This is a genomic window from Labrys sp. 22185 (assembly GCF_052045555.1).
Classification (GTDB): domain Bacteria; phylum Pseudomonadota; class Alphaproteobacteria; order Rhizobiales; family Labraceae; genus Labrys; species Labrys neptuniae.
Window position 1 is genome coordinate 198,960 of the sequence record NZ_JBQEPH010000004.1, and the last position, 18,063, is coordinate 217,022.

At 64.9% G+C, this 18,063-nt stretch carries 16 protein-coding genes; 5 read left to right on the forward strand and 11 right to left on the reverse strand.

The features are described 5' to 3' along the window. Window positions 1–54 precede the first annotated feature (54 nt). Window positions 55–465, forward strand: a complete 411-nt coding sequence (locus ACTJKX_RS10860; protein WP_311934589.1) for an acyl-CoA thioesterase — start codon at window positions 55–57, stop codon at window positions 463–465. Window positions 466–540: 75 nt separating this feature from the next. Here ACTJKX_RS10860 and yddG read toward each other — a convergent pair whose 3' ends face one another. Beyond that, on the reverse strand, window positions 541–1,431 hold the full coding sequence (yddG, locus tag ACTJKX_RS10865) for an aromatic amino acid exporter YddG (RefSeq protein ID WP_394311018.1): 891 nt from the start codon (window positions 1,429–1,431) through the stop codon (window positions 541–543). Window positions 1,432–1,580: 149 nt separating this feature from the next. Continuing rightward, window positions 1,581–2,015 carry a group III truncated hemoglobin gene (locus ACTJKX_RS10870; RefSeq protein WP_311934591.1) on the reverse strand — a complete coding sequence of 145 codons (435 nt, stop codon included), beginning with the start codon at window positions 2,013–2,015 and terminating at the stop codon, window positions 1,581–1,583. Window positions 2,016–2,150: 135 nt separating this feature from the next. Between ACTJKX_RS10870 and ACTJKX_RS10875 the strand changes: the two genes are divergently transcribed. The 3 genes from ACTJKX_RS10875 (at window position 2,151) to ACTJKX_RS10885 (ending at window position 6,288) form a co-directional block, all read left to right on the forward strand. After that, entirely contained in the window at window positions 2,151–3,467 is a 1,317-nt protein-coding gene (locus ACTJKX_RS10875) for a S41 family peptidase (protein ID WP_440725265.1), read from the forward strand. 343 nt (window positions 3,468–3,810) lie between these two features. Further along, on the forward strand, window positions 3,811–5,382 hold the full coding sequence (locus ACTJKX_RS10880; protein ID WP_440725266.1) for a GSCFA domain-containing protein: 1,572 nt from the start codon (window positions 3,811–3,813) through the stop codon (window positions 5,380–5,382). Between the two features lie 30 nt (window positions 5,383–5,412). Beyond that, window positions 5,413–6,288: a phytanoyl-CoA dioxygenase family protein gene (locus ACTJKX_RS10885; RefSeq protein ID WP_394311020.1), complete on the forward strand. Its 876-nt coding sequence runs from the start codon at window positions 5,413–5,415 to the stop codon at window positions 6,286–6,288. A 196-nt stretch (window positions 6,289–6,484) separates the two neighbouring features. On the opposite strand, the gene ACTJKX_RS10890 is transcribed toward ACTJKX_RS10885, so the two are convergent. Continuing rightward, entirely contained in the window at window positions 6,485–6,835 is a 351-nt protein-coding gene (locus ACTJKX_RS10890; RefSeq protein WP_068294685.1) for a GFA family protein, read from the reverse strand. 208 nt (window positions 6,836–7,043) lie between these two features. Here ACTJKX_RS10890 and ACTJKX_RS10895 point away from each other — a divergent pair, with 208 nt between their 5' ends. Beyond that, window positions 7,044–8,363, forward strand: a complete 1,320-nt coding sequence (locus tag ACTJKX_RS10895) for an LLM class flavin-dependent oxidoreductase (RefSeq protein ID WP_440725267.1) — start codon at window positions 7,044–7,046, stop codon at window positions 8,361–8,363. 162 nt (window positions 8,364–8,525) lie between these two features. Here the strand turns inward: ACTJKX_RS10895 and ACTJKX_RS10900 are convergent, their stop codons facing one another. The 8 genes from ACTJKX_RS10900 to ACTJKX_RS10935 all read right to left on the reverse strand — a co-directional run bounded on the left by ACTJKX_RS10900 (window position 8,526) and on the right by ACTJKX_RS10935 (window position 17,978). Beyond that, window positions 8,526–9,353 carry an aldo/keto reductase gene (locus ACTJKX_RS10900; protein WP_394311024.1) on the reverse strand — a complete coding sequence of 276 codons (828 nt, stop codon included), beginning with the start codon at window positions 9,351–9,353 and terminating at the stop codon, window positions 8,526–8,528. A 152-nt stretch (window positions 9,354–9,505) separates the two neighbouring features. Continuing rightward, the gene (locus ACTJKX_RS10905; RefSeq protein WP_440725268.1) at window positions 9,506–10,486 is read right to left on the reverse strand and encodes an aldo/keto reductase; all 981 of its coding nucleotides are present in this window, start codon (window positions 10,484–10,486) and stop codon (window positions 9,506–9,508) included. A gap of 235 nt (window positions 10,487–10,721) precedes the next feature. Beyond that, window positions 10,722–11,801: a hypothetical protein gene (locus ACTJKX_RS10910; RefSeq protein ID WP_440725269.1), complete on the reverse strand. Its 1,080-nt coding sequence runs from the start codon at window positions 11,799–11,801 to the stop codon at window positions 10,722–10,724. An 11-nt stretch (window positions 11,802–11,812) separates the two neighbouring features. Beyond that, the gene (locus tag ACTJKX_RS10915; RefSeq protein ID WP_440725270.1) at window positions 11,813–14,278 is read right to left on the reverse strand and encodes a caspase family protein; all 2,466 of its coding nucleotides are present in this window, start codon (window positions 14,276–14,278) and stop codon (window positions 11,813–11,815) included. A gap of 4 nt (window positions 14,279–14,282) precedes the next feature. Next, entirely contained in the window at window positions 14,283–15,401 is a 1,119-nt protein-coding gene (locus ACTJKX_RS10920; protein WP_440725271.1) for a patatin-like phospholipase family protein, read from the reverse strand. Window positions 15,402–15,489: 88 nt separating this feature from the next. Beyond that, the gene (locus ACTJKX_RS10925) at window positions 15,490–16,455 is read right to left on the reverse strand and encodes an ROK family protein (protein ID WP_440725272.1); all 966 of its coding nucleotides are present in this window, start codon (window positions 16,453–16,455) and stop codon (window positions 15,490–15,492) included. Window positions 16,456–16,458: 3 nt separating this feature from the next. After that, complete coding sequence (locus tag ACTJKX_RS10930) at window positions 16,459–17,178, reverse strand: ribulose-phosphate 3-epimerase (RefSeq protein ID WP_394311032.1); 720 nt, start codon at window positions 17,176–17,178, stop codon at window positions 16,459–16,461. Then, window positions 17,175–17,978: an alpha/beta fold hydrolase gene (locus ACTJKX_RS10935; protein ID WP_440725273.1), complete on the reverse strand. Its 804-nt coding sequence runs from the start codon at window positions 17,976–17,978 to the stop codon at window positions 17,175–17,177. Before ACTJKX_RS10935 ends, ACTJKX_RS10930 begins: the two co-directional genes overlap by 4 nt. Window positions 17,979–18,063: the final 85 nt, after the last annotated feature.

The window sequence follows — 18,063 nt, forward strand, 5'->3', positions numbered from 1 at the left end:
CATTTCGGAGGTGGCGTCCCCATATGCCGATTTTGGCGCGGAGGCGCGGAAGCGATGTTTCGGAACGTCATGCCCTATGATTATACCGTCGGTATCGATCGCTCGGATATCGACTTCATGGGCCATGTCAACAATGCCAGCTACCTGAAATGGGTGCAGGCGGCGATCATCAGCCATTGGGAGCGCCTGGCGCCTGCCGAGGCGCTGAAGAAGCATGCCTGGGTGGCGCTGCGTCATGAGATTACCTATCGCAAGCCGGCCTTCCTCGAAGACGATGTGATCGCCACCGTCATTCTCGAGAAGGTGCATGGTGCGAAGGCCTTTTACGGCATCATCATCAAACGCGGCGAGGAAGTGCTCGCCGAAGTGAAGTCGAGCTGGTGCTGCCTGGATGTGGCCACCAAACGCCCGAAGCGGCTTTCGAGCGCCATCATCGAGCGTTTTCTCGGCAGGCCGGCGGGGTAGTGCGCCTCTGGAGTGCCGATCCTCTCGCCTTGGCTCCGTCAAGTAATGGAGCGAGATCGGCATTCCAACCGAGGTTCATACCTCCACCGCCGGTTTGCGTGGGGGAAAAAGCTGGTCGCGTGAGGCGATGAGCGCTCCGCCGACGATGAGCAGCACGGCGAGTGCCAGAGCCAGGCTCGGCGATGCGATGCCGACGGCGACCAGGATCAGCGTCGAGAGCACCGGCGTGGCATAGGAAGCGACGCCGAGCAGGCGGATGTCGCCATGCTTGACCCCGCGATCCCAGGCATAGAAGGCCAGGCCCACCGGTCCCAGGCCAAGCCCGACGATGGCAAGCCACTCTTTGGCATCGGGCCATATCGTGGTCTCGAACAGGGCGTGGCAGACCAAGGCGAGTACGCAGGTCACCCCGCAAAAGCCGACCACCGCATCCGTCGGCACCGCCTTGAAGCGGCGCGACAGCACCGAATAGCCGGACCAGATGAAGGCGCAGGCGAGCGCCAGCGCGTAGCCGGGCGCATTGGCCATCTCGAAGCCCGAAACACCCTTGGCGAGGGCGAGCGCCAGGACGCCGGCAAAACCGAGCAGAGCGCCCGCAACATGATACCAGCGCAGCCGCTCGCCAGGCAGCATCGCGGAGAACAGCACGATCAACAACGGCCAGAGATAGGCGATCAGGCTGGCCTCGGCCGGCGGTGCCCGCTTGAGCGCCTCGAAATAGACGGCGTGATAGCCGAACAGGCCACCGACGCCGAGCGCCCAGACTGGCCAGGGCTGGCGCAGGGCCGCGGTGGCGCCGGGGCGGAACAGCCAGGAGGCCGCGCCCATCAGCGTCGCTACAGCGAAGGTCAGCCCGAGCAGTTCGAAGGATGGGATGCGGTGAGTGAGCGCGGTGGTCAGGGCGAGGACGGACCAGAGCAGGATGGCGATGAGGCCGATCAGGGTGGCGAGCAGTTTGGCGGGCATGGATGGTTCTTTCGGTTGCGCCTGCTATGCCGCAAAATCGAGAGAGGCGCCATCCGGGATTTTTGAGCGACGTGCCGCCACGCCTGTTGGAGGTGATTCTGATGCCGTCATTGCAAGGGGAGCGAAGCAAGAATGGTCGGTAATGCTATTTAAGTCGGCAGCCTTCTCGCCTGGTGTCGCGGCGGCCGGATCTCGCCGTGCTGGGTGCCGATCGACATCTCGAAACTGTCGGCGATACGGCGGGCGCGGTCGATGAAGAGCAGGGCGGCATTGCGGGGCAACACATCGAGGCTGGTGCGCTCGAACAGATCGAGCCAGCGATCGAAATGCCGGCCTTCCAGCGGCAGCATCAGATGAGGCCGGAGCGGTCGGCCGTCATAGCGACCGCTGCGCAGGATGACCGATGACCAGAAGGCGCAGAGCTTGGCGAGATGGTCGTCCCAATCGGCGACCTTGGCATTGAAGATCGGCCCGATCAGATCGTCCTGCCGCACCCGGCCATAGAAGGTGTGGACCAGGCGCTCGATCATCGCCTCGCTGATCGCGGTGCCCTCAGGCTCGCTCATATGGATGCTGGCTGCCATGGCTGTCTCTATGCCGGAAAATACAGGCCGGCACCAATGCGCTGGTGTCGCAGCAGCTATTTTTCGGCGGTGCTACTGACATTTGGATACCGCATCACCATGTAATTAGAAATCATTGGAAGAGTGGAGGCCGCCATGCGCATGCGTCCACTTGCGATAGCTGTTCTTCTTCTTGGTTTGATTGTAGTTCCGGTCAGGGCTCAACAACAGCCGGACCCTGAAAACCCGGACAACGATACTCGCGAGCAACTTTACGAGCTTGGTCGTTTCATTGCGATCTATCAGCGGGTGCTCGCCACCTATGTCGACAAGCCCGCACCGGACGTGCTGATCCAGGGTGCGATCGGCGGCATGATGTCGAAGCTCGACCCCCATTCGCGCTATGTCGATCCCAAAGCCATGTCCGACATGCAGCAGGAGCTTGCCGGCAAGCGCGTCGGGCTTGGCCTCGAGGTCGAGGTGCAGGGCGGCCTGGTCAAAGTGGAGCATGTCCTGGATGCCACGCCGGCCGCCACGGCGGGCTTGAAGGCGGGAGACATCATTCTCAAGCTGGACGGTGATACCGTCCGGGGGCTGAGCCCGGCAGCGATGCTGCAGCGCATGGAAGGAGCGGTGGGCAGTTCCGCCACCCTGACCATCCGGCGGCGTGGCAATGCCGTGCCGCTGTCCTATACCCTCATGCGCGAGATCATCCGGGCCGAGAGCGTGCGCTTCGAGGTGATGGGCGAGGATGTCGGCTATATCCGCATCCGGGAATTCAACGAGCAGACGCCCGACAGCCTCAGGCGGGTTGCGGAACGCCTGCCGACGGCCTTCCGGCCTGGCACCTTGAAGGGCATCGTTCTCGATCTGCGCAACAATCCTGGCGGTTTGCTCGATCCGGCGATCATGGTGTCGGCGGCCTTCATCGGCAAAGGGGTGCTGCTGTCGATCCGCGGGCGTGAGCCCGACCAGTCGAAGGTCTATATCGCCCATGGCGAGGACATCACCGGCGGCGTGCCGCTGGTGGTGCTGATCAACGGCGGCACCGCCTCGGCGGCGGAGATCGTCGCCGGTGCCCTGCAGGACTTCAAGCGCGCCACCATCCTGGGTACGCGCTCCTTCGGCAAGGGCTCGATCCAGACGGTGACCCGCCTGCCCGACGACAGCGCCCTGGTGCTGACCACGGCGCGCTACTATACCCCGCTCGGCCGCTCGATCCAGGCTCAGGGCATCGAGCCCGACATCGCGGTGCGGCAGCAGGATCCGACCGGTGCCGGCCTCGGCCATGCCACACCCGGCGAAGCAGGCCTGACAGGTCATCTCAGGGGAACGGGCCTCAAGGACGAGAGTGGCTCATCCCTCTATGTGCCGCCCAATCCTACCGACGACATCCAGCTTCGCATTGCCCTCGACATGCTGCGCAGCACGGAACGCGAACGTAGTGAATTGTGGCGACCTCCCGGGAACTGAGTGGCGGCGATTCGAACGCAAAAACGCGCCGCCCGGCTTCGCGCCGGGGAGGTCGTTCTGCAACCATCGGCTGCGTTCCATGGCCGATATGAGCCGGTGGCGTGCAGGGGCGGCGGCGGGAAGCCACCCGCGGGCAGACACAAAATCGTCACAAAGCAGTCTCTTGACGCCGAGCAACATTCCATGGACTCATAGAAATCGTCGAGTCAGGAGAACATAGCTCAGTTCAACCAAAATCATCAGAGGTCCCGTGCCGCTATACAAATCGTCTGCTGTAGATGCAATCAAGCTTCGTAAGGCGAATGAATACAGTTTCTGGGGGTCGAGAAATGCTGCTAATCGAGTGGAACCGATTGCCAGTCCGCATTTTGATTTTGAGTTAGATCTGGAGCCGGGTGACAAGATCTTCACCGTTGGATCGTGCTTCGCACGCAATGTGGAAGGCCGGCTTGCCACCGCGGGCTATCGCCTGCCGATGCGGGATTTGATGGACGATCGCAGCTTCGCGGGCGTGCATCCCCGGGCGCTCAACAATTTCAGCACACCGTCCATCTGGAACGAATTGGGCTGGGCCACCGGGGAATTGCAGTTCGATGCCGAGCAGGCCATCGTCGAATATGGCTCCGGCAAATGGCTCGACTTGCACGTCACCCACAATGTGCAACCCGCGCCCCGGGAGACGGTGCTGCGCCGACGCTCGGCCATCACCAAGGCCTATGGCAGTTTCAAGGACTGCAAGCTGATCATCGTCACGCTCGGCCTGGTCGAAGTCTGGTACGACAATGTGGCAGCTACCTATCTCAACAGTTTGCCGCCACCGCCGCTGGTCCGCCGCTATCCCGAGCGCTTCGAGCTTCACGTGCTCTCTCATGACGAGACGCTGGATTATTGCGACCGGGCCTTGGGCCTCCTGCGCAAATATGGGCGGAGCGACGCGGTCATCCTGATGAGCGTATCGCCGGTGGCGCTCGGAATTACGCACCGTCCCGAGGACGTGATGGTGGCAAATTGCTACAGCAAGTCCGTCCTGCGTACGGTCACCGAGGAAATGGTCGCGCGCTACGACAATGTGCACTACTTCCCCAGCTATGAATCCGTGCTCCAGAGCGACCGGCAGATTGCCTGGATGAATGATTTTACCCATGTGAGCGAGACGCTGATCGCTCATAATGTCGACCGCCTGGTCCGGCATTTCGACGCAGGCGGCGTGGGCGGCGACAGCCTGGAGAGCGCCCAGGCCAGTATCGAGGCGGGCGGGGCATCGGCGGCGCATTTGCATGCCGTCGAGGCGCGCAAGGGTGATCCGAGTTCGGCGGCGCGCTTCTTCTCCGAGTTCGGCGAGTGGTCGGAGAAGTCGCCGACCTTTGCGACCGAGCACATCGAGTGGCTGGTCGAGCAGAAGCAGCCCGCCAAGGCGCTGGAGGTCGCATCGCTGACCGATGCCCGCTCCGAGCGGATCAAGATGGCGAAGGCGCGTGCCCTGTTGATGCTCAAGCGCAACCGGGAGGCGCTGGACATCCTCTATGATCCGAAGCTGGAGGAAGCGCGATCGAGCCGCTACTGGTCGCTTCGGGTCGAGGCGGAAGGAAACAGTGGCGATGTCGCCGCGCTGGAGACCACGCTGAGTGGCTGGTCGCGCGCTCTCCCCAAGCATGCCTCGCAGGCGCGGATCCATGTGGCGCGCGCCTTGTTGGCGCAATCCTCGGTTGGGCGCGCGCTGGAACTGCTCGAGCTTGCGCTGGTCGACAATCCCAAATCGGCCCTTGGCCATATCCTCTGTGCCGAGGCGCATCTATCGCGTGGTGACCTTGTCGCCGCCAGGCAGAGCTTCGAACAGGCGGAGCCGGCAACGCCAAGCGAAAACCGCCGCTACAACAAACTGAAGGACAGGATCGGCGAACTGGTCGGTGCGTAATTGATTTGAAGCAGGAGCTTGGGGGCGCCTATGCTAAGCGAAGTTCAGAAGAACTCATTCGTCGACAAGGGCTATTGCACCGTCCAGATAGACCTGGACGCCAAATGGACGAACTGGGCGATCAACCTGACATGGAGCCAGATCGACAGCCATTTCGACCGCGACGATCCCAGGACCTGGATCGGTGAGATCGAGGACGATTGCCGGTCCGCCACGCTCGCCAAACGCCGCGGCCGGCTGAAGTTCAAGGACAATGTGTTCCGGCATCCTGAACTGATCCGCATGATGTATGGCAACGGCCCGGTGATGTCGGCCGTGCGCAGCCTGATCGGCGAACGCTGCGTCGGCCGCCATGCGACGCGCGGCCTCTATCCGATCTTTCCGACCCCGCAGTCGAGCGACACGATCAAAGGCGGGATGGATGCCCATCCCTTCCAGGTGAATGCCGTCCTCTATCTCGACGACGTTGCCGAGGATGGCGGCGCCTTCAGCGTCTGGGAAGGGAGCCATTACATCATGGCGAAGGCATTTGCCGGTCGCGCTTCCTACAAATTGCTCGACAATGTCGAAGCCTTGCGCCTGGAGGCGGAGGCCCGTTGCCGTCATGTGATGCTGCCGGGGCCGCGCGGCACCCTGGTGCTGTGGCATCATCGCCTGCTGCACACGCCGACGACGAACCGGACCGACAAGATTCGCTATGCCTTGCTCGCGGACTACTACCGTGACGACTGGCTCGACCAGGCCGATGAGCCCCACACCGCGGACTTCTGGGAAGGGTGGCCGCTCTCTGCGTCGCCGTCGTCGAGGCCGGCCCACGAACCGGAAACGCCTGGATTGACCGTCTCGCCGCGAAACGCAAAGGCGCGCCGAAACAAGGAACTCGCGCAATCAGGGGCTCCGGCATGAAGACGTAGGGCCTGTCTCGCGTAAGAGGGCCGCGTGCCGCGTCTGTCAGTGCATGAGGGCGATGGGCTCGCGCTAAAGCGTTTTGCGATCTGGCGGAATCACCAAGAATCGCAAAGACACCCAAGCCAATCCTTTGGATTGGCTTGGGAACAAGGAGTTAGGGCAACTAAGCGTTCACGCTTGAACGCGCTTTGCGCTAGGTGCTCGCGCCATCGAATTTGTGAATCTCGAGTGCATCGAGGTCGATGGCGGGCACGCAGCGCAGATTGATCGCCACCATGGCCGCCCCGTCGGGCCGCTTTGCCTTGGCAAAAGCCTGAGTGCCGCAGGTCTCGCAGAACTGGTGTTCGATGCGGTGCTTGTTGAACTGGTAGGTCTTGAGTCTCGCAGGGTCGGCGGAGATGGTCACCGCTTCGGCCGGCAGGAAGGCCAGGAGCGATCCCTTGCGGCGGCAATAGGAGCAATTGCAGCTCACGGCGCTGGTCGGCGCGTCGGCTTCGGCCGTGAAGGAAACTGCGCCGCAATGACAACTGCCTTCGAAGCTCATGTCTCGTCCTCCCGGGATGGTTGTGTGCAGGGCGCCGAGCATAGCCCGTGGCGACGGATTCGGGGATCCTGTTCCGGTGTCGGGAAGGGGACTTCCTTTTGTTTGCGCCGGGCCTTGGCAGACATCAAAACCATACACACTCTATATTCTGAGTGATTTGCTCGCCCGGGCCTTGCGGACCCGGCCTGCCCTTTCATGGGAGATCTTCATGGCCCGCCAATTGCGGCTCGGCGCCTTCATGCGCCCGGCGAGCATTCATACCGGAGCTTGGCGCTATCCGGGCGCCTGGCCCGACGCCAATTTCAACTTCGCCCATCTCAAGCACCTGGCCCAGCGCCTCGAAAGCGCCCGCTTCGACGCTTTCTTCATGGCCGACCATCTCGCCGTGCTCAACATGCCGGTGGAGGCGCTCAAGCGCAGCCATACGGTGACGTCGTTCGAGCCCTTTACCCTGCTGTCGGCCCTGTCGGCCGTCACCGAGCATATCGGCCTGGTCGCCACCGCCTCCACCACCTTCGATGCGCCCTACCATGTCGCCCGCCGCTTTGCCTCGCTCGATCATCTCAGCGGCGGCCGGGCGGGCTGGAATATCGTCACCACGTCCAATCCCGATGCGGCCCTCAATTTCGGCCTCGACGATCACATGGGACACGACGAGCGCTACCGCCGGGCGCGGGAGTTCTATGACGTTGTCACCGGTCTTTGGGACAGCTGGGCCGACGACGCCTTCATCCGCGACGTCGAAAGCGGCCTTTATTTCGACCCGGACAAGCTGCATGTGCTTGGCCACAAAAGCGAGTACCTCTCCGTGCGCGGCCCGCTGAACATCGCTCGTCCGGTGCAGGGCTGGCCGGTGATCGTGCAGGCGGGCTCTTCCGAGCCCGGACGCCAGCTCGCGGCCGAAACAGCGGAGGCGGTGTTCACCGCGCCGCCCAACCTCGCCGAGGGACGCCGCTTCTATGCCGACGTCAAGGGCAGGATGGCCAGGCTTGGCCGCGACAGGGACCATATGAAGATCCTGCCGGCCGCCTTCGTGGTGGTCGGCGACAGCGTGGAGGAAGCCAAGGCCAAGCGCGCCAGGCTCGACAGCCTCGTGCACTACGACAGTGCCATCGCTTCGCTCTCCATCGCGCTCGGCCATGACGTCTCGGGCTTTGATCCCGACGGCAGGCTGCCGCCCATTCCCGAGACCAATGCCAACAAGAGCGGTCGCGAACGGGTACTGCAACTGGCCGAAAGCGAGGGCCTCACGGTGCGCCAGCTCGCCCAGCGCCTGGGCGGTTATGCGGGCCTCGCTTTCGTGGGCACGCCCGCAAGCATTGCCGATGAAATGGCGGAATGGCTTGAAAGCGAGGGTTCCGACGGTTTCAACGTGATGTTTCCCTATCTGCCCGGTGGCCTCGACGACTTCGTCGACAAGGTCGTGCCGGTCTTGCAGGAGCGCGGCCTGTTCCGGCGCGAATATGAGGGGCGGACGCTGCGCGAGAATCTCGGCCTGCCGCGGCCGGAAAACCGCTTCTTCAGATAGGAGAAAATTTCCTGCAGAGTCGGGGCGGTTGGAGTGTCAGCCTCCTGGCTGACATCTTGGAAACGCAGCCCCTGCTGGCAAACTGGATGTCAGCCAGGAGGCTGACACCCTGCATATCCTGCGCTCTTTCATGCAAGCGTAACTATCGTCCCAAACCCGCCCTCACACCATCGCGAAGGTGTCGGGATCCGGGCCGATCTTGCCCTTGGGATCGTCGAGCTTCTCGATGGCGGCGATGTCCTCCGGCGCCAGCTTGAAATCGAAGACCTGGAAGTTCTCGACGATGCGGGCCGGCGTCACCGATTTGGGGATGACGACATTGCCGATGTCGAGATGCCAGCGCAGGATCACCTGGGCGGTGCTCTTGCCGTACTTCTCGGCGATGGCCGTCAGCGTGGGATCGGAGAGCAGCGTGCCCTGGCCAAGCGGACTCCAGGCCTCCGTCGCGATGCCTTCCTTGGCGTGATAGGCGCGCAGGGCCTTCTGCTGGAAGCGTGGATGCAGTTCGACCTGGTTGATCGCCGGTACCACGCCGGTCTCCGCCTTCAGGCGCTCGAGATGGGCGATCTGGAAATTGGAGACGCCGATGGAGGCGACGAGCCCCTCCTCGCGTAGCTTGATCAGGGCCTTCCAGCTCTCGACATAGAGATCGCGCGAGGGCACCGGCCAGTGAATGAGATAGAGGTCGATCGTCTCCTGGCGCAGTTTCTTCAGGCTGGCCTCGAAAGCGCGCAGAGCCGTGTCATAGCCCTGGTCGCCGTTCCACAGCTTGGTGGTGAGATAGATATCCTTGACGGGAACGCTGGAAGCGGCGAGCGCATCGCCCACGCCTTCTTCGTTCCCATAGATGGCAGCGGTGTCGATCGAGCGGTAGCCGGCCTCGATCGCCGCCGTCACCGCGGCGTTCGCGCCCTCGTTCGGCACCTGCCAGACGCCGAAGCCGAGCTGGGGAATTTCCTTGCCGTCATTGAAGCGGATGGTCGGACTCATGGGATTCTTTCCTGAAGTCGTCGAAGGGAAGGGAGGGATGAAAACGGAGGGGCGGTCCGATTCCAGGGGAGGCGGATCGCCGGATAAAGGATGCAGCCGCTGGGGCACCATCCTTCATCTAAGGTCTGGTCGGCGAAGCGCAACCATCGGTCTCACTGAAAGCCGGCGATCGCATGCGGGACATAGGGGGCTTCGAGCGCAGCGATCTCTTCGCCTGTCAATTTCAGATCGAGTGCCGCGATGGCATCGTTCAGATGATGCGGCTTGGAGGCGCCGACGATCGGAGCGGTCACGCCGCTTTTCTGCGCCACCCAGGCGAGAGCCACCTGTGCCCGCGGCACGCCGCGCGCCTTGGCGATGGCGGCCACGGCCTCGATGACCCTGCGGTCGGCTTCCTGGGTCGCGTCATAGAGCGCCGTGCCGACATTGTCGCTCTGCTGGCGCTCGCTGCTCTCGTTCCAGTCGCGCGTCAGCCGGCCGCGGGCGAGTGGGCTCCAGGGCAGCACGGCGATGCCCTGGTCGCGGCAGAGCGGCAGCATCTCGCGCTCCTCTTCCCGGTAGAGCAGGTTGAGATGGTCCTGCATGCTGACGAATTCGGTCCAGCCATGCAGCCGGGAGGTGTAGAGCGCCTTGGTGAACTGCCAGGCATGCATGGAGGAGGCGCCGATATAGCGGGCCTTGCCGGCCTTCACCACGTCATGCAGGGCCTCCAGCGTTTCCTCGATGGGGGTCGACGCATCCCAGCGATGGATCTGGTAAAGGTCGACATAGTCGGTGCCGAGACGCCGGAGGCTGTTGTCGATCTCGGCCAGGATGGCGCGGCGCGACAGGCCCTCGCCATTGGGGCCGGGGCGGGTGCGAAAGAAGATCTTGGTCGCCAGCACGATCTCCTCGCGCCGCGAAAACTCCCTGATGGCCCGGCCGACGATTTCCTCGGAGGTCCCGTCCGAATAGGTATTGGCGGTATCGAGAAAATTCACGCCGGCCTCGATGGCCTGGCGGATCAGGGGGCGGCTCTGTTCCTCGGGCAGGGTCCAGGCGTGATTGCCGCGATTGGGATCGCCAAAGGTCATGCAGCCAAGGCACAGGCGTGACACTTCGAGGCCCGTCGAGCCGAGCTTGACGTAATCCATGGATGAAACTCCTTGCTGAAAACCTATTTCGGGCGCGTTGCCATCCGAAGGACCACGCGAACCGACTAATCCCGCTACTCGATGGATTGGGTCGATTGTGAATCGGCCGGGTGCCGAAGTCTAGCTTCAAAGCAAGGCAGAATGGCTCGCCGGCATTCACACAGTTGCGAGATATCCGGCTGGGCGTGTCGCCGATGACGCAACCGATGTCTCCGCCAAATCGCGACTCTTGCCCTTACAGCTCGAACTCGATGCCTTCCTTGCCCGCTTCGGGAAACAGGCAATCATAGCGCCAGCGTCTCTTCAATTCCTCGTCGTCCCATTGCTCCGTGCTGGGCTGGCGGAAGTTGAACACCAGTTTCTTCCGGCGCTGGGGATCGTTCTTGAGAATGCGGGCGATGGTCTCGGCATCCGGGTGGCCGTGGCGGCTGCCATCGGTCGAGAAGGCAAAGCAGGTACAGTCGATCAGGCGCAGCAGGGCCGGCGAGGTGTTGGCCTTGCTGCCGTGATGGGAAACCTTGAGGCAGTCGAGCGTCAAGGGGTTCTCCGGACTATGGCCGAGGCGCTCGAGCGCGGCCTCGATGACATCGGAATGGGAGTCCGCCGCCATCAGCACGCGCCTTCCGTCGAATTCGGCGATGAACACGATGCTGGTGCCATTGGGCTTGGTGCCATCGCGTTCGAAGGCGCGCGAAGCCAGGGCGTCGACATTGAGGCCGCCAAGAATCTCGCGACCATCGGCAAGGGCCTGCTCGACCAGGTCCTCGTCCACTGTGCGCAGATGCGCCTTGGCCAGTTCATTGTCCCAGACCGGCAGCAAGTCCGTGAGCTTGCGGTCCGTCGGAGAGAGCAGGGTGAGCTTCAGCCCTCCAGTGAGCGGCAGGGCTTCGCGCGCCTCCGGACTGTCCGTGGAAATGATGCCGGAGGCGAACTGGCTGTTCCAGGGCCAATGGCTGGCGACGATGCCGGCCGTGACCTTTTCGGCCTGGCCGGCGCCCATGGTTTCACGGTCGCCGAGCCGGTCCCTGGCCGCGATGAGCTGGGCATGGGCGTTGAACCAGACATTGCGCGCCGTGAAGGGGAGCGCCGTTTCCCCGAACAGCGGCACGGCGCCTTCGATGTGGTCGGCGTCGATGTGGCTGATGGCGAAGAGCTCGAAGCTGCCGATCGCCTGCAGCAGCGGCTTCAGCACCCGATAATTCTTGGTGCGGCCGAGATCGACGAGGGCGCGATGGAGGGCGTCTTCCTCGCCCCAGCTCAGCATCAGCGCATCGCCCTCGGAGGCCGGATGCATGGCGAGCCTGAAAACCGGCATGGCAGTCTCCTTCAATCGCCGAGGCGGATCACGGTGAAGGCCTGGGTCGAGTCGACGCGGTTGGCGAAGGCGCGGGCCGCGTGGCGCGGCGCTTCGAGTGCCTTTTCATCCGGCAGGCTTTCGAGCCCGCGGGCCAGCCAGTCCGCTGACAGCGAATAGAGCGGTGCGCCGCGCGAAAAACCCTCCAGGAACCGGGCCTTGGCCTGTTCGAACTGCTTGGCGGTGCTGGCCCGCATCAACAGGCGGCGGCCAAGGATGATCGGGCCGTCCGGGATGAGCGGAAACCAGTTGGCGAGATTGAAGAGCCAGGGGTCCCAGCGGCGTTCGAGCTCGGGCGGCGAGGCCGAGACGGCGATCAGCGCGGCCGCCAGCGCCGCGATCGGATCGGCGAGCTTGTCCTGCATCGCGTCGATCACGGCCTGCTGGAGCCCGCCGGCCAGGAGCCTGCTGCCGGCCTCGGCGTCGCGCGCCGCCAGGAAGCCGATCAGGCCGCTCCAGATGGAGTTTTCGGCGATGATGGTGACCATGCTTTTTTCGCGCGGCGCCTGCCTGTCGACGAGGACATAGGGGCGCCAGCGCCCCGCGATGCTCGGCACCACGGCGAGATTGCGGCGCGGGCCGGCTTCGATCGCGACGAAGACCGGGCGATCGTCGGTGCTACTTTCGAACGGCGCGAAGCGATGGGCCGCGGCGTCGGCCAGGCCAACCTGCGCGAGCCGCCCGTCGTCATTGTCTATGGCTGCGGCGAGGCGGGGATCGGCAAGCGCATGCAGGCCGAGCGCATAATCGACATGGCCGGCGATGGTGGCAATTACGGGTATCACCGGCGGAGGGGCGGGCCGAGGAAAACCGGGCTGCCAAAGGGGCGGTGCCGAGCTGTCGACGTCAGCCGATGGACGCGGCCGCAAGCTTTCCAGGCCCGGCGCCGGAGCGGGAGGCGACGGATCAGGGGGAGGAGACGGCGGGACGGCACCGGTCGCCGTCGCCAGGCCGAGCCATTCATGTGGCGAAGCCGGCATGGCGAAGCGCACTTCCAGCACCTCGTCCTTGGCCACCGTGACGTTCTGGATCTCCACCCGGCCATCGGGCGTACGCAAGGTGACGACATGTTCGCCAGGCCCGACATCCACGGGCGTGGCGCCGCCGATGGCGACGACAACCTGTTTGGGGCTCTTCTTCGTCTCGTTCGCCCCGGCAATCTCGGCCACGGCACCGGCTGCGATCGCCACGGGGCCGGAAAGGCTGATGAGCAGCCGTGCGGCCGGGCCGGCGCGGCGTCCCGGGTCGAGTTTTTCCACTACGGCGGGGGGCGGCGTCGCACTGTGCCTGATTTCCAGGAAGACGGCTGGTGCCCGCGCCTTGCCCTTGGCCCTGCCGATATCCGCGCCGAAACGACGGGCGGAGACGTTGATGGCGGTGGCTTCGGGATATTTCAGGAGCTGGAAGGGCGGCTTTCCGGTTGCGCCCTCGAAGGCCGTCTCGCCGCCGGGGACGGCGGTGACGGTGAAATCGCTCTCGGGCCAGTTCTCGGGTTCGGCCATCGAAATATAGACCGGGATTTCCGCCCGCTCGCCGGCGAAGCTGATCTCGAAAGTACCGGAGATGCGCCCACCGGGCGTCTGCGGTTTCTCGTCCGGCAGGCGGTGCAGCTCGAGCAGGCGGCTGATGCTGTCCACCAGCGGGCCGGGGCGCACCGGCCAGTCCTCTTCGGCCGGATCGCCGGCGACACCGCCGAGTGCGCTCAGCAGCGCATCGGCAAACAAAGTGGTGTTGTTGACGCGGCCTCCCGCGACTTCTCCGAGCGTGGTGGCGGCGATCACCCATTGCTTGCTCGGCTCGTCATGTCCCCTGTTTTCGCGGGTCAGGGCAATCAACTTGCTTCCGAACGGCTCGTTCCAGGGCAAAGCGAGATTCGTCGCCGAGCGGCAGCAGTCGAACAGCAGAAGCTGGGAGACGGCTTTGGCGTTCTCCAGGGCGGACATGAACTGCTCGACTTCGGACATGCCGGCCGTGGCGTCGAGATCGTCCATGGCATAGTCCTCGAGGAGGAAGGCCGTGCGGGAGAGCAGGCTCTCGCCATGGCCCGCGACATAGAGGATGGCGAGATTGTCCTTGTGCGTGTTGATGCGCCTCACCCAGGCCCGTACCGCCTCGCGCGACGCGGCGAAGCTGGCGCGTGGCACCGGTCCATCGGCATAGGTGGCGCGGGGATCCCCGCCCGCTGCCGGCTCGGAGAGCAGGAGGGCGAGGCTGCCGAGCGGACAGGCCTCGTTACGAAAGCCCGGCGTGTCCCCGACGAACCAATCCGCCAGGGCTCGTGCCGAGAAGGTGGTGGAGGTCAGCGGCTTCTTGAAGCGCGACGACTGATAGGCACCGACTCCGATGATCAGCACATGGGTGGCGGGGCCGGCTGCCAGCGCGTCGTCGCGATAGACCAGGCCAAAATTCCTGTCGGGATCGGTGCCGGCGAGTTTCATGGCCCTAGACCGGAAAGCCGGGCAGGGGATAGGCCGTCGGAGCCGGCTCGGTCGGCGCGACATAGCTGCGCAGGGCGACATCCATCATCAGCCAGCCCCAATTGATGAGCCGGCTCTGCTCCTCCTCGTCGAAGGGATCGAGGCGGGTCCGCATTTTTGCCAGCCGCGCGACCGTGGTGGGGTCGGGCTTCAATGTCTGTGGGGCGGGATATTTCGAGGCGACGCTGTCGATGCCGCTGAAGGCAATGATGCGGCCGGCCGCCTTGGCTTCGGCGAAGAGCAGGCGCTTGCGCAGGCCGCGTGCTTGGTCGGTGGCGATGTCGAGGACGCGCAGGGCCTGCTGGGGCCAGAAGGCATGGGCGGATTCCTCTGTGCCGAAGGGGGCACCGGCATCGCTGACGATCACGGTGGCGAAATCGTCCACCGTCTCCAGTCCGAGATTGTCATAGGCACCGCCATCGGTGAGGGAAAGCCTGCGGTTGTAGTCGGGATCGCCGAAATGGCTCGTGCCGGTGGCGTTCACCCAGTGCGCAGGGTCGACCTTGATCTCCACCGGCGACAGCACGGGCGGAAAGGCGCTCGAAGCGGCGACGGCCACTGCAAGCCGGATGTCGGGCTTGGGTATGATGCCGACAGCATAGTCGGCCAGCCGGATCTTTTGCAGGCGCACGAGCCGGCCGGTCTGCAGATTGGTGGCATTGAAGACGAATTGCGGGCTGTCCGGCAGATCCTGCAGGCTGATGCCCTCGAAGAGATCATCATAGCTGTCGGCGAGGACGTCGCCGATGGACTTGCCGGGCAGGATGGTCCCGAGCCCCACCGCCTTGGTATCGACGGAACGGGTGCAGAATTCGCGCAGCGGTGCGATCACCTTGGCGTCGAGATCGGTGACAACGCCGTTCTGGAAGGTCAGCTGTTTCCAGGCGGCCGCCAGCATGCCGGAGGTGATCGAGCCGCCCGACACACTGGAGACCCGGCTGATCTTGGCGAGCAGGCCGAGCTGGTTGAGCCGGATCAGCGCGCCGCAATGATAGAGCGTGGCGCGAAAGCCGCCGCCCGAGAGGGCCAATGCCGGCGTGTTGCGATCCACCGTGCGGTCTTCGATTCCACCGGCCTGTGCCATCGCCCATCCCCCATGCAGGATCTGCAGGCGGAGTGTTTGACCAAACCCGTGAGTCGGGCGTTATTCCAGCGTCAGGGCCGGTCCGCGATCACCGGGTCCGCTCGCCGAACATCAGGAGGGCCGCGGCGCCGACGAGGCCGGCATTGTCGCCGAGAGCCGCTTTTACCACCGGCACGTCGCGGAAGGCAGGCAGGGCAGTGGTGCGGATGGCCCGATGGATCGTCTCGTCCATCAGGTCGAAGCCATGCGAGACACCGCCGCCCATCACCACTTTCTCGGGACTGTAGAGATGGATGAGGCTGACAAAGCCCTCGCCGAGCAGGGTGGCTTCCTCGTCGAGGAGCGCAAGTGCCGTCGCATCGCCCTGGCGCGCGGCTGCGACAACGTCCCCGGCGGTCGGCGACGTCAGGCGGGCGAGGCTGCTCCCGGGATGAGCGAGGGCGGCTTCGCGCGCACGCCGGTCGAGTGCGGTGCCGGCGGCGAAAGCCTCGAAGCAGCCGGCGGCGCCGCAACTGCAGCGCGGCTCGTCTCCGGCCGGGTGGCATTTCCGCGCCAGGCGGAAATGGCCGACATGAGCCGTCATGCCGCGCCTGCCATGCAGGAGCCGGCCGTCGCTGACCACGCCGCCGCCGATGCCGGTGGAGACGGTGACATAGAGGAGATGGTCGAGACCGCGGCCGGCGCCGAAGCGCCATTCGCCGTAGCAGGCGGCGATGGCGTCGCCCTCCAGCACCACCGGCCGGCCGAGCGCGGCGGCAAGTTCGTCGCGCAGGGGAAAGTTCTCCCAGCCGGGCAGGGTCGGGATGTGGATGAAGGTGCCGGTGAGGCTGTCGAGCGGCCCCGGAGCGCAGACGCCGATACCGGAGAGCGAGTCGAGGCTCTTGTCGTCGGTGACTTCCTCGATGAGGTTGCGGAATTGCGCCATCACGGCTGCTGGGCCGCCGGCGACATCCGTGCGGGTCGCGGCGCGCCTGAGCACGGTGCCGGTATCATCAACGAGGGCGGCGCGTACCTGGGTGCCGCCGAGATCGATGCCGATGGCGCGCCGATACATGGGTCAGGGCTCCCGCTCGAGGCCGTGGACCCAGGCGATGCGGGCGGCCAGATCCGGTGCGCCGAAGGCCAGCGACCCCATCACGATGGTCTCGGCGCCGGCCAGGCGCAGATTGGGCACGGTGTGCTCGCGATTGCCGCCATCGGAGGCAAGGATGATGCGGCGACCGGCCAAGTCATCGTTCAGGTATTCGGCGATCAGCTTGCGGGCTTCGCGCAGCCGCGCCAGGGCCGAATCGTCGAGGCCGACGCCCTTGATGCCGATCAGGGTGCCGAGCAGGGTTAGCATATCCAGGCGGTCGAGGAAGGGTTCGGCCGCCGCGACCGGTGTGTGGAGCTGCAGTACCATGCCGGTGGCAAGGCCGTGCTCGCGGATACGGGCGAGGGCGGCGTCGGCATTGGCGTTCTCGGCATGGATGCTGATCAGGTCGGCGCCGGCTTCGGCGAACTGGTCGATCTGGTCGAGGAGGATGTCGTCCGTCGTCATCAGATGGACGTGAATGGGCTTGGCGGTCACCTTGCGCACTGCCGCGGTCAGGTCCGGGAAGTAGAGCAGGGCCGGCGAGAAATGGCCGTCAGCGACGTCGACATGGAAGATATCGACATGGCGCTCGACCCGGGCGATGTCCTCGGCGAGGCGGCCGAGGTCGGCTGACCACAGCGAGAATTCGGCAAGGAGGCGGTCGGCAGGCAGGGCCTCGAGCCAGCCGGGAGCGGGTTTCATGCGGGGGTCTCCGAAAGGAACTGCGCCAGAGTGGCGCGAAAATCCTGGACGTAGCGTGGCTTGTCCAGCGCCTTGGGGGTGATGCGGGCGAGCCGGGCGCCCGGAATGAGCGCCGCGAGCGTTTCGGCATGGCCGAGCGGGTGGATGGCGTCGACTTCGGTGCCGATGACGAGCGTCGGAATCCTCAGGGCAGCGATATCGGTGCGGGAGACGCCGGGTCCATCGGCCGAAATGCGGGCGAGCAGGGCCGCGGTGACGGCCTGGGGCTCTCGCGTAAAGAAACCGCGCAGCGAGGCGAGATTGTCCGGGGCGCTGGTGGCAAGTTCGCGCGCCGTATTGGAAGCCTCGAACAGCGCTCGTGCTTCCTCGGCACCGTGACGGGCGAGCAGCGCGCCGACCTGGGCATTGGGCGCCATATTGGCGGGGGCAGCCTCCGCAATCCAGGCCGGCCGGGCCAGCACCAGGGCCCGTACCAGCTCCGGCCTGGTGACGGCGAGCCGCAGGGCGATCGCCGCACCCATGGAAATGCCGCCGAGGACGGCGGGGCCGAGCGCCAGGCTGTCGAGCCAGCCCGCCAGGTCGTCGGCGAAGGTGGCGATCGAAAGAAGCCCGGGGTCGCCGGCTTCGGAGCCACCATGGCCTCGGCATTCCAGCGTGAGGCAGCGGGCCGGCAGCTCGAAGGGAAAGACCTCGGCCGGCTGGGCGGCATCCCCGCACAGGCCGTGCTGGAAGACTACAGGCATGCCGCTGCCGCGGTCATGCACGGCGAGGCGGAGGCCATGGCGCTGGAAGACGCTCATGTCAGCTGCTCCGCGACTTATCTTCCCTTCTCCCCCTGCGGGAGAAGGTGGCACGAAGTGCCGGATGAGGGGTTTCGCTACGCTG

Excerpts from the sequence above, each read along its gene's own strand:
- ACTJKX_RS10910 (WP_440725269.1), bottom strand. The coding sequence starts at position 11,801 with ATGCCGGTTTTCAGGCTCGCCATGCATCCGGCCTCCGAGGGCGATGCG.
- ACTJKX_RS10885 (WP_394311020.1), top strand. The coding sequence starts at position 5,413 with ATGCTAAGCGAAGTTCAGAAGAACTCATTCGTCGACAAGGGCTATTGC.
- ACTJKX_RS10900 (WP_394311024.1), bottom strand. The coding sequence starts at position 9,353 with ATGAGTCCGACCATCCGCTTCAATGACGGCAAGGAAATTCCCCAGCTC.
- ACTJKX_RS10905 (WP_440725268.1), bottom strand. The coding sequence starts at position 10,486 with ATGGATTACGTCAAGCTCGGCTCGACGGGCCTCGAAGTGTCACGCCTG.
- ACTJKX_RS10870 (WP_311934591.1), bottom strand. The coding sequence starts at position 2,015 with ATGGCAGCCAGCATCCATATGAGCGAGCCTGAGGGCACCGCGATCAGC.
- ACTJKX_RS10920 (WP_440725271.1), bottom strand. The coding sequence starts at position 15,401 with ATGGCACAGGCCGGTGGAATCGAAGACCGCACGGTGGATCGCAACACG.
- ACTJKX_RS10890 (WP_068294685.1), bottom strand. The coding sequence starts at position 6,835 with ATGAGCTTCGAAGGCAGTTGTCATTGCGGCGCAGTTTCCTTCACGGCC.
- ACTJKX_RS10935 (WP_440725273.1), bottom strand. The coding sequence starts at position 17,978 with ATGAGCGTCTTCCAGCGCCATGGCCTCCGCCTCGCCGTGCATGACCGC.
- ACTJKX_RS10925 (WP_440725272.1), bottom strand. The coding sequence starts at position 16,455 with ATGTATCGGCGCGCCATCGGCATCGATCTCGGCGGCACCCAGGTACGC.
- yddG (WP_394311018.1), bottom strand. The coding sequence starts at position 1,431 with ATGCCCGCCAAACTGCTCGCCACCCTGATCGGCCTCATCGCCATCCTG.
- ACTJKX_RS10930 (WP_394311032.1), bottom strand. The coding sequence starts at position 17,178 with ATGAAACCCGCTCCCGGCTGGCTCGAGGCCCTGCCTGCCGACCGCCTC.
- ACTJKX_RS10875 (WP_440725265.1), top strand. The coding sequence starts at position 2,151 with ATGCGCATGCGTCCACTTGCGATAGCTGTTCTTCTTCTTGGTTTGATT.
- ACTJKX_RS10895 (WP_440725267.1), top strand. The coding sequence starts at position 7,044 with ATGGCCCGCCAATTGCGGCTCGGCGCCTTCATGCGCCCGGCGAGCATT.
- ACTJKX_RS10860 (WP_311934589.1), top strand. The coding sequence starts at position 55 with ATGTTTCGGAACGTCATGCCCTATGATTATACCGTCGGTATCGATCGC.
- ACTJKX_RS10915 (WP_440725270.1), bottom strand. The coding sequence starts at position 14,278 with ATGAAACTCGCCGGCACCGATCCCGACAGGAATTTTGGCCTGGTCTAT.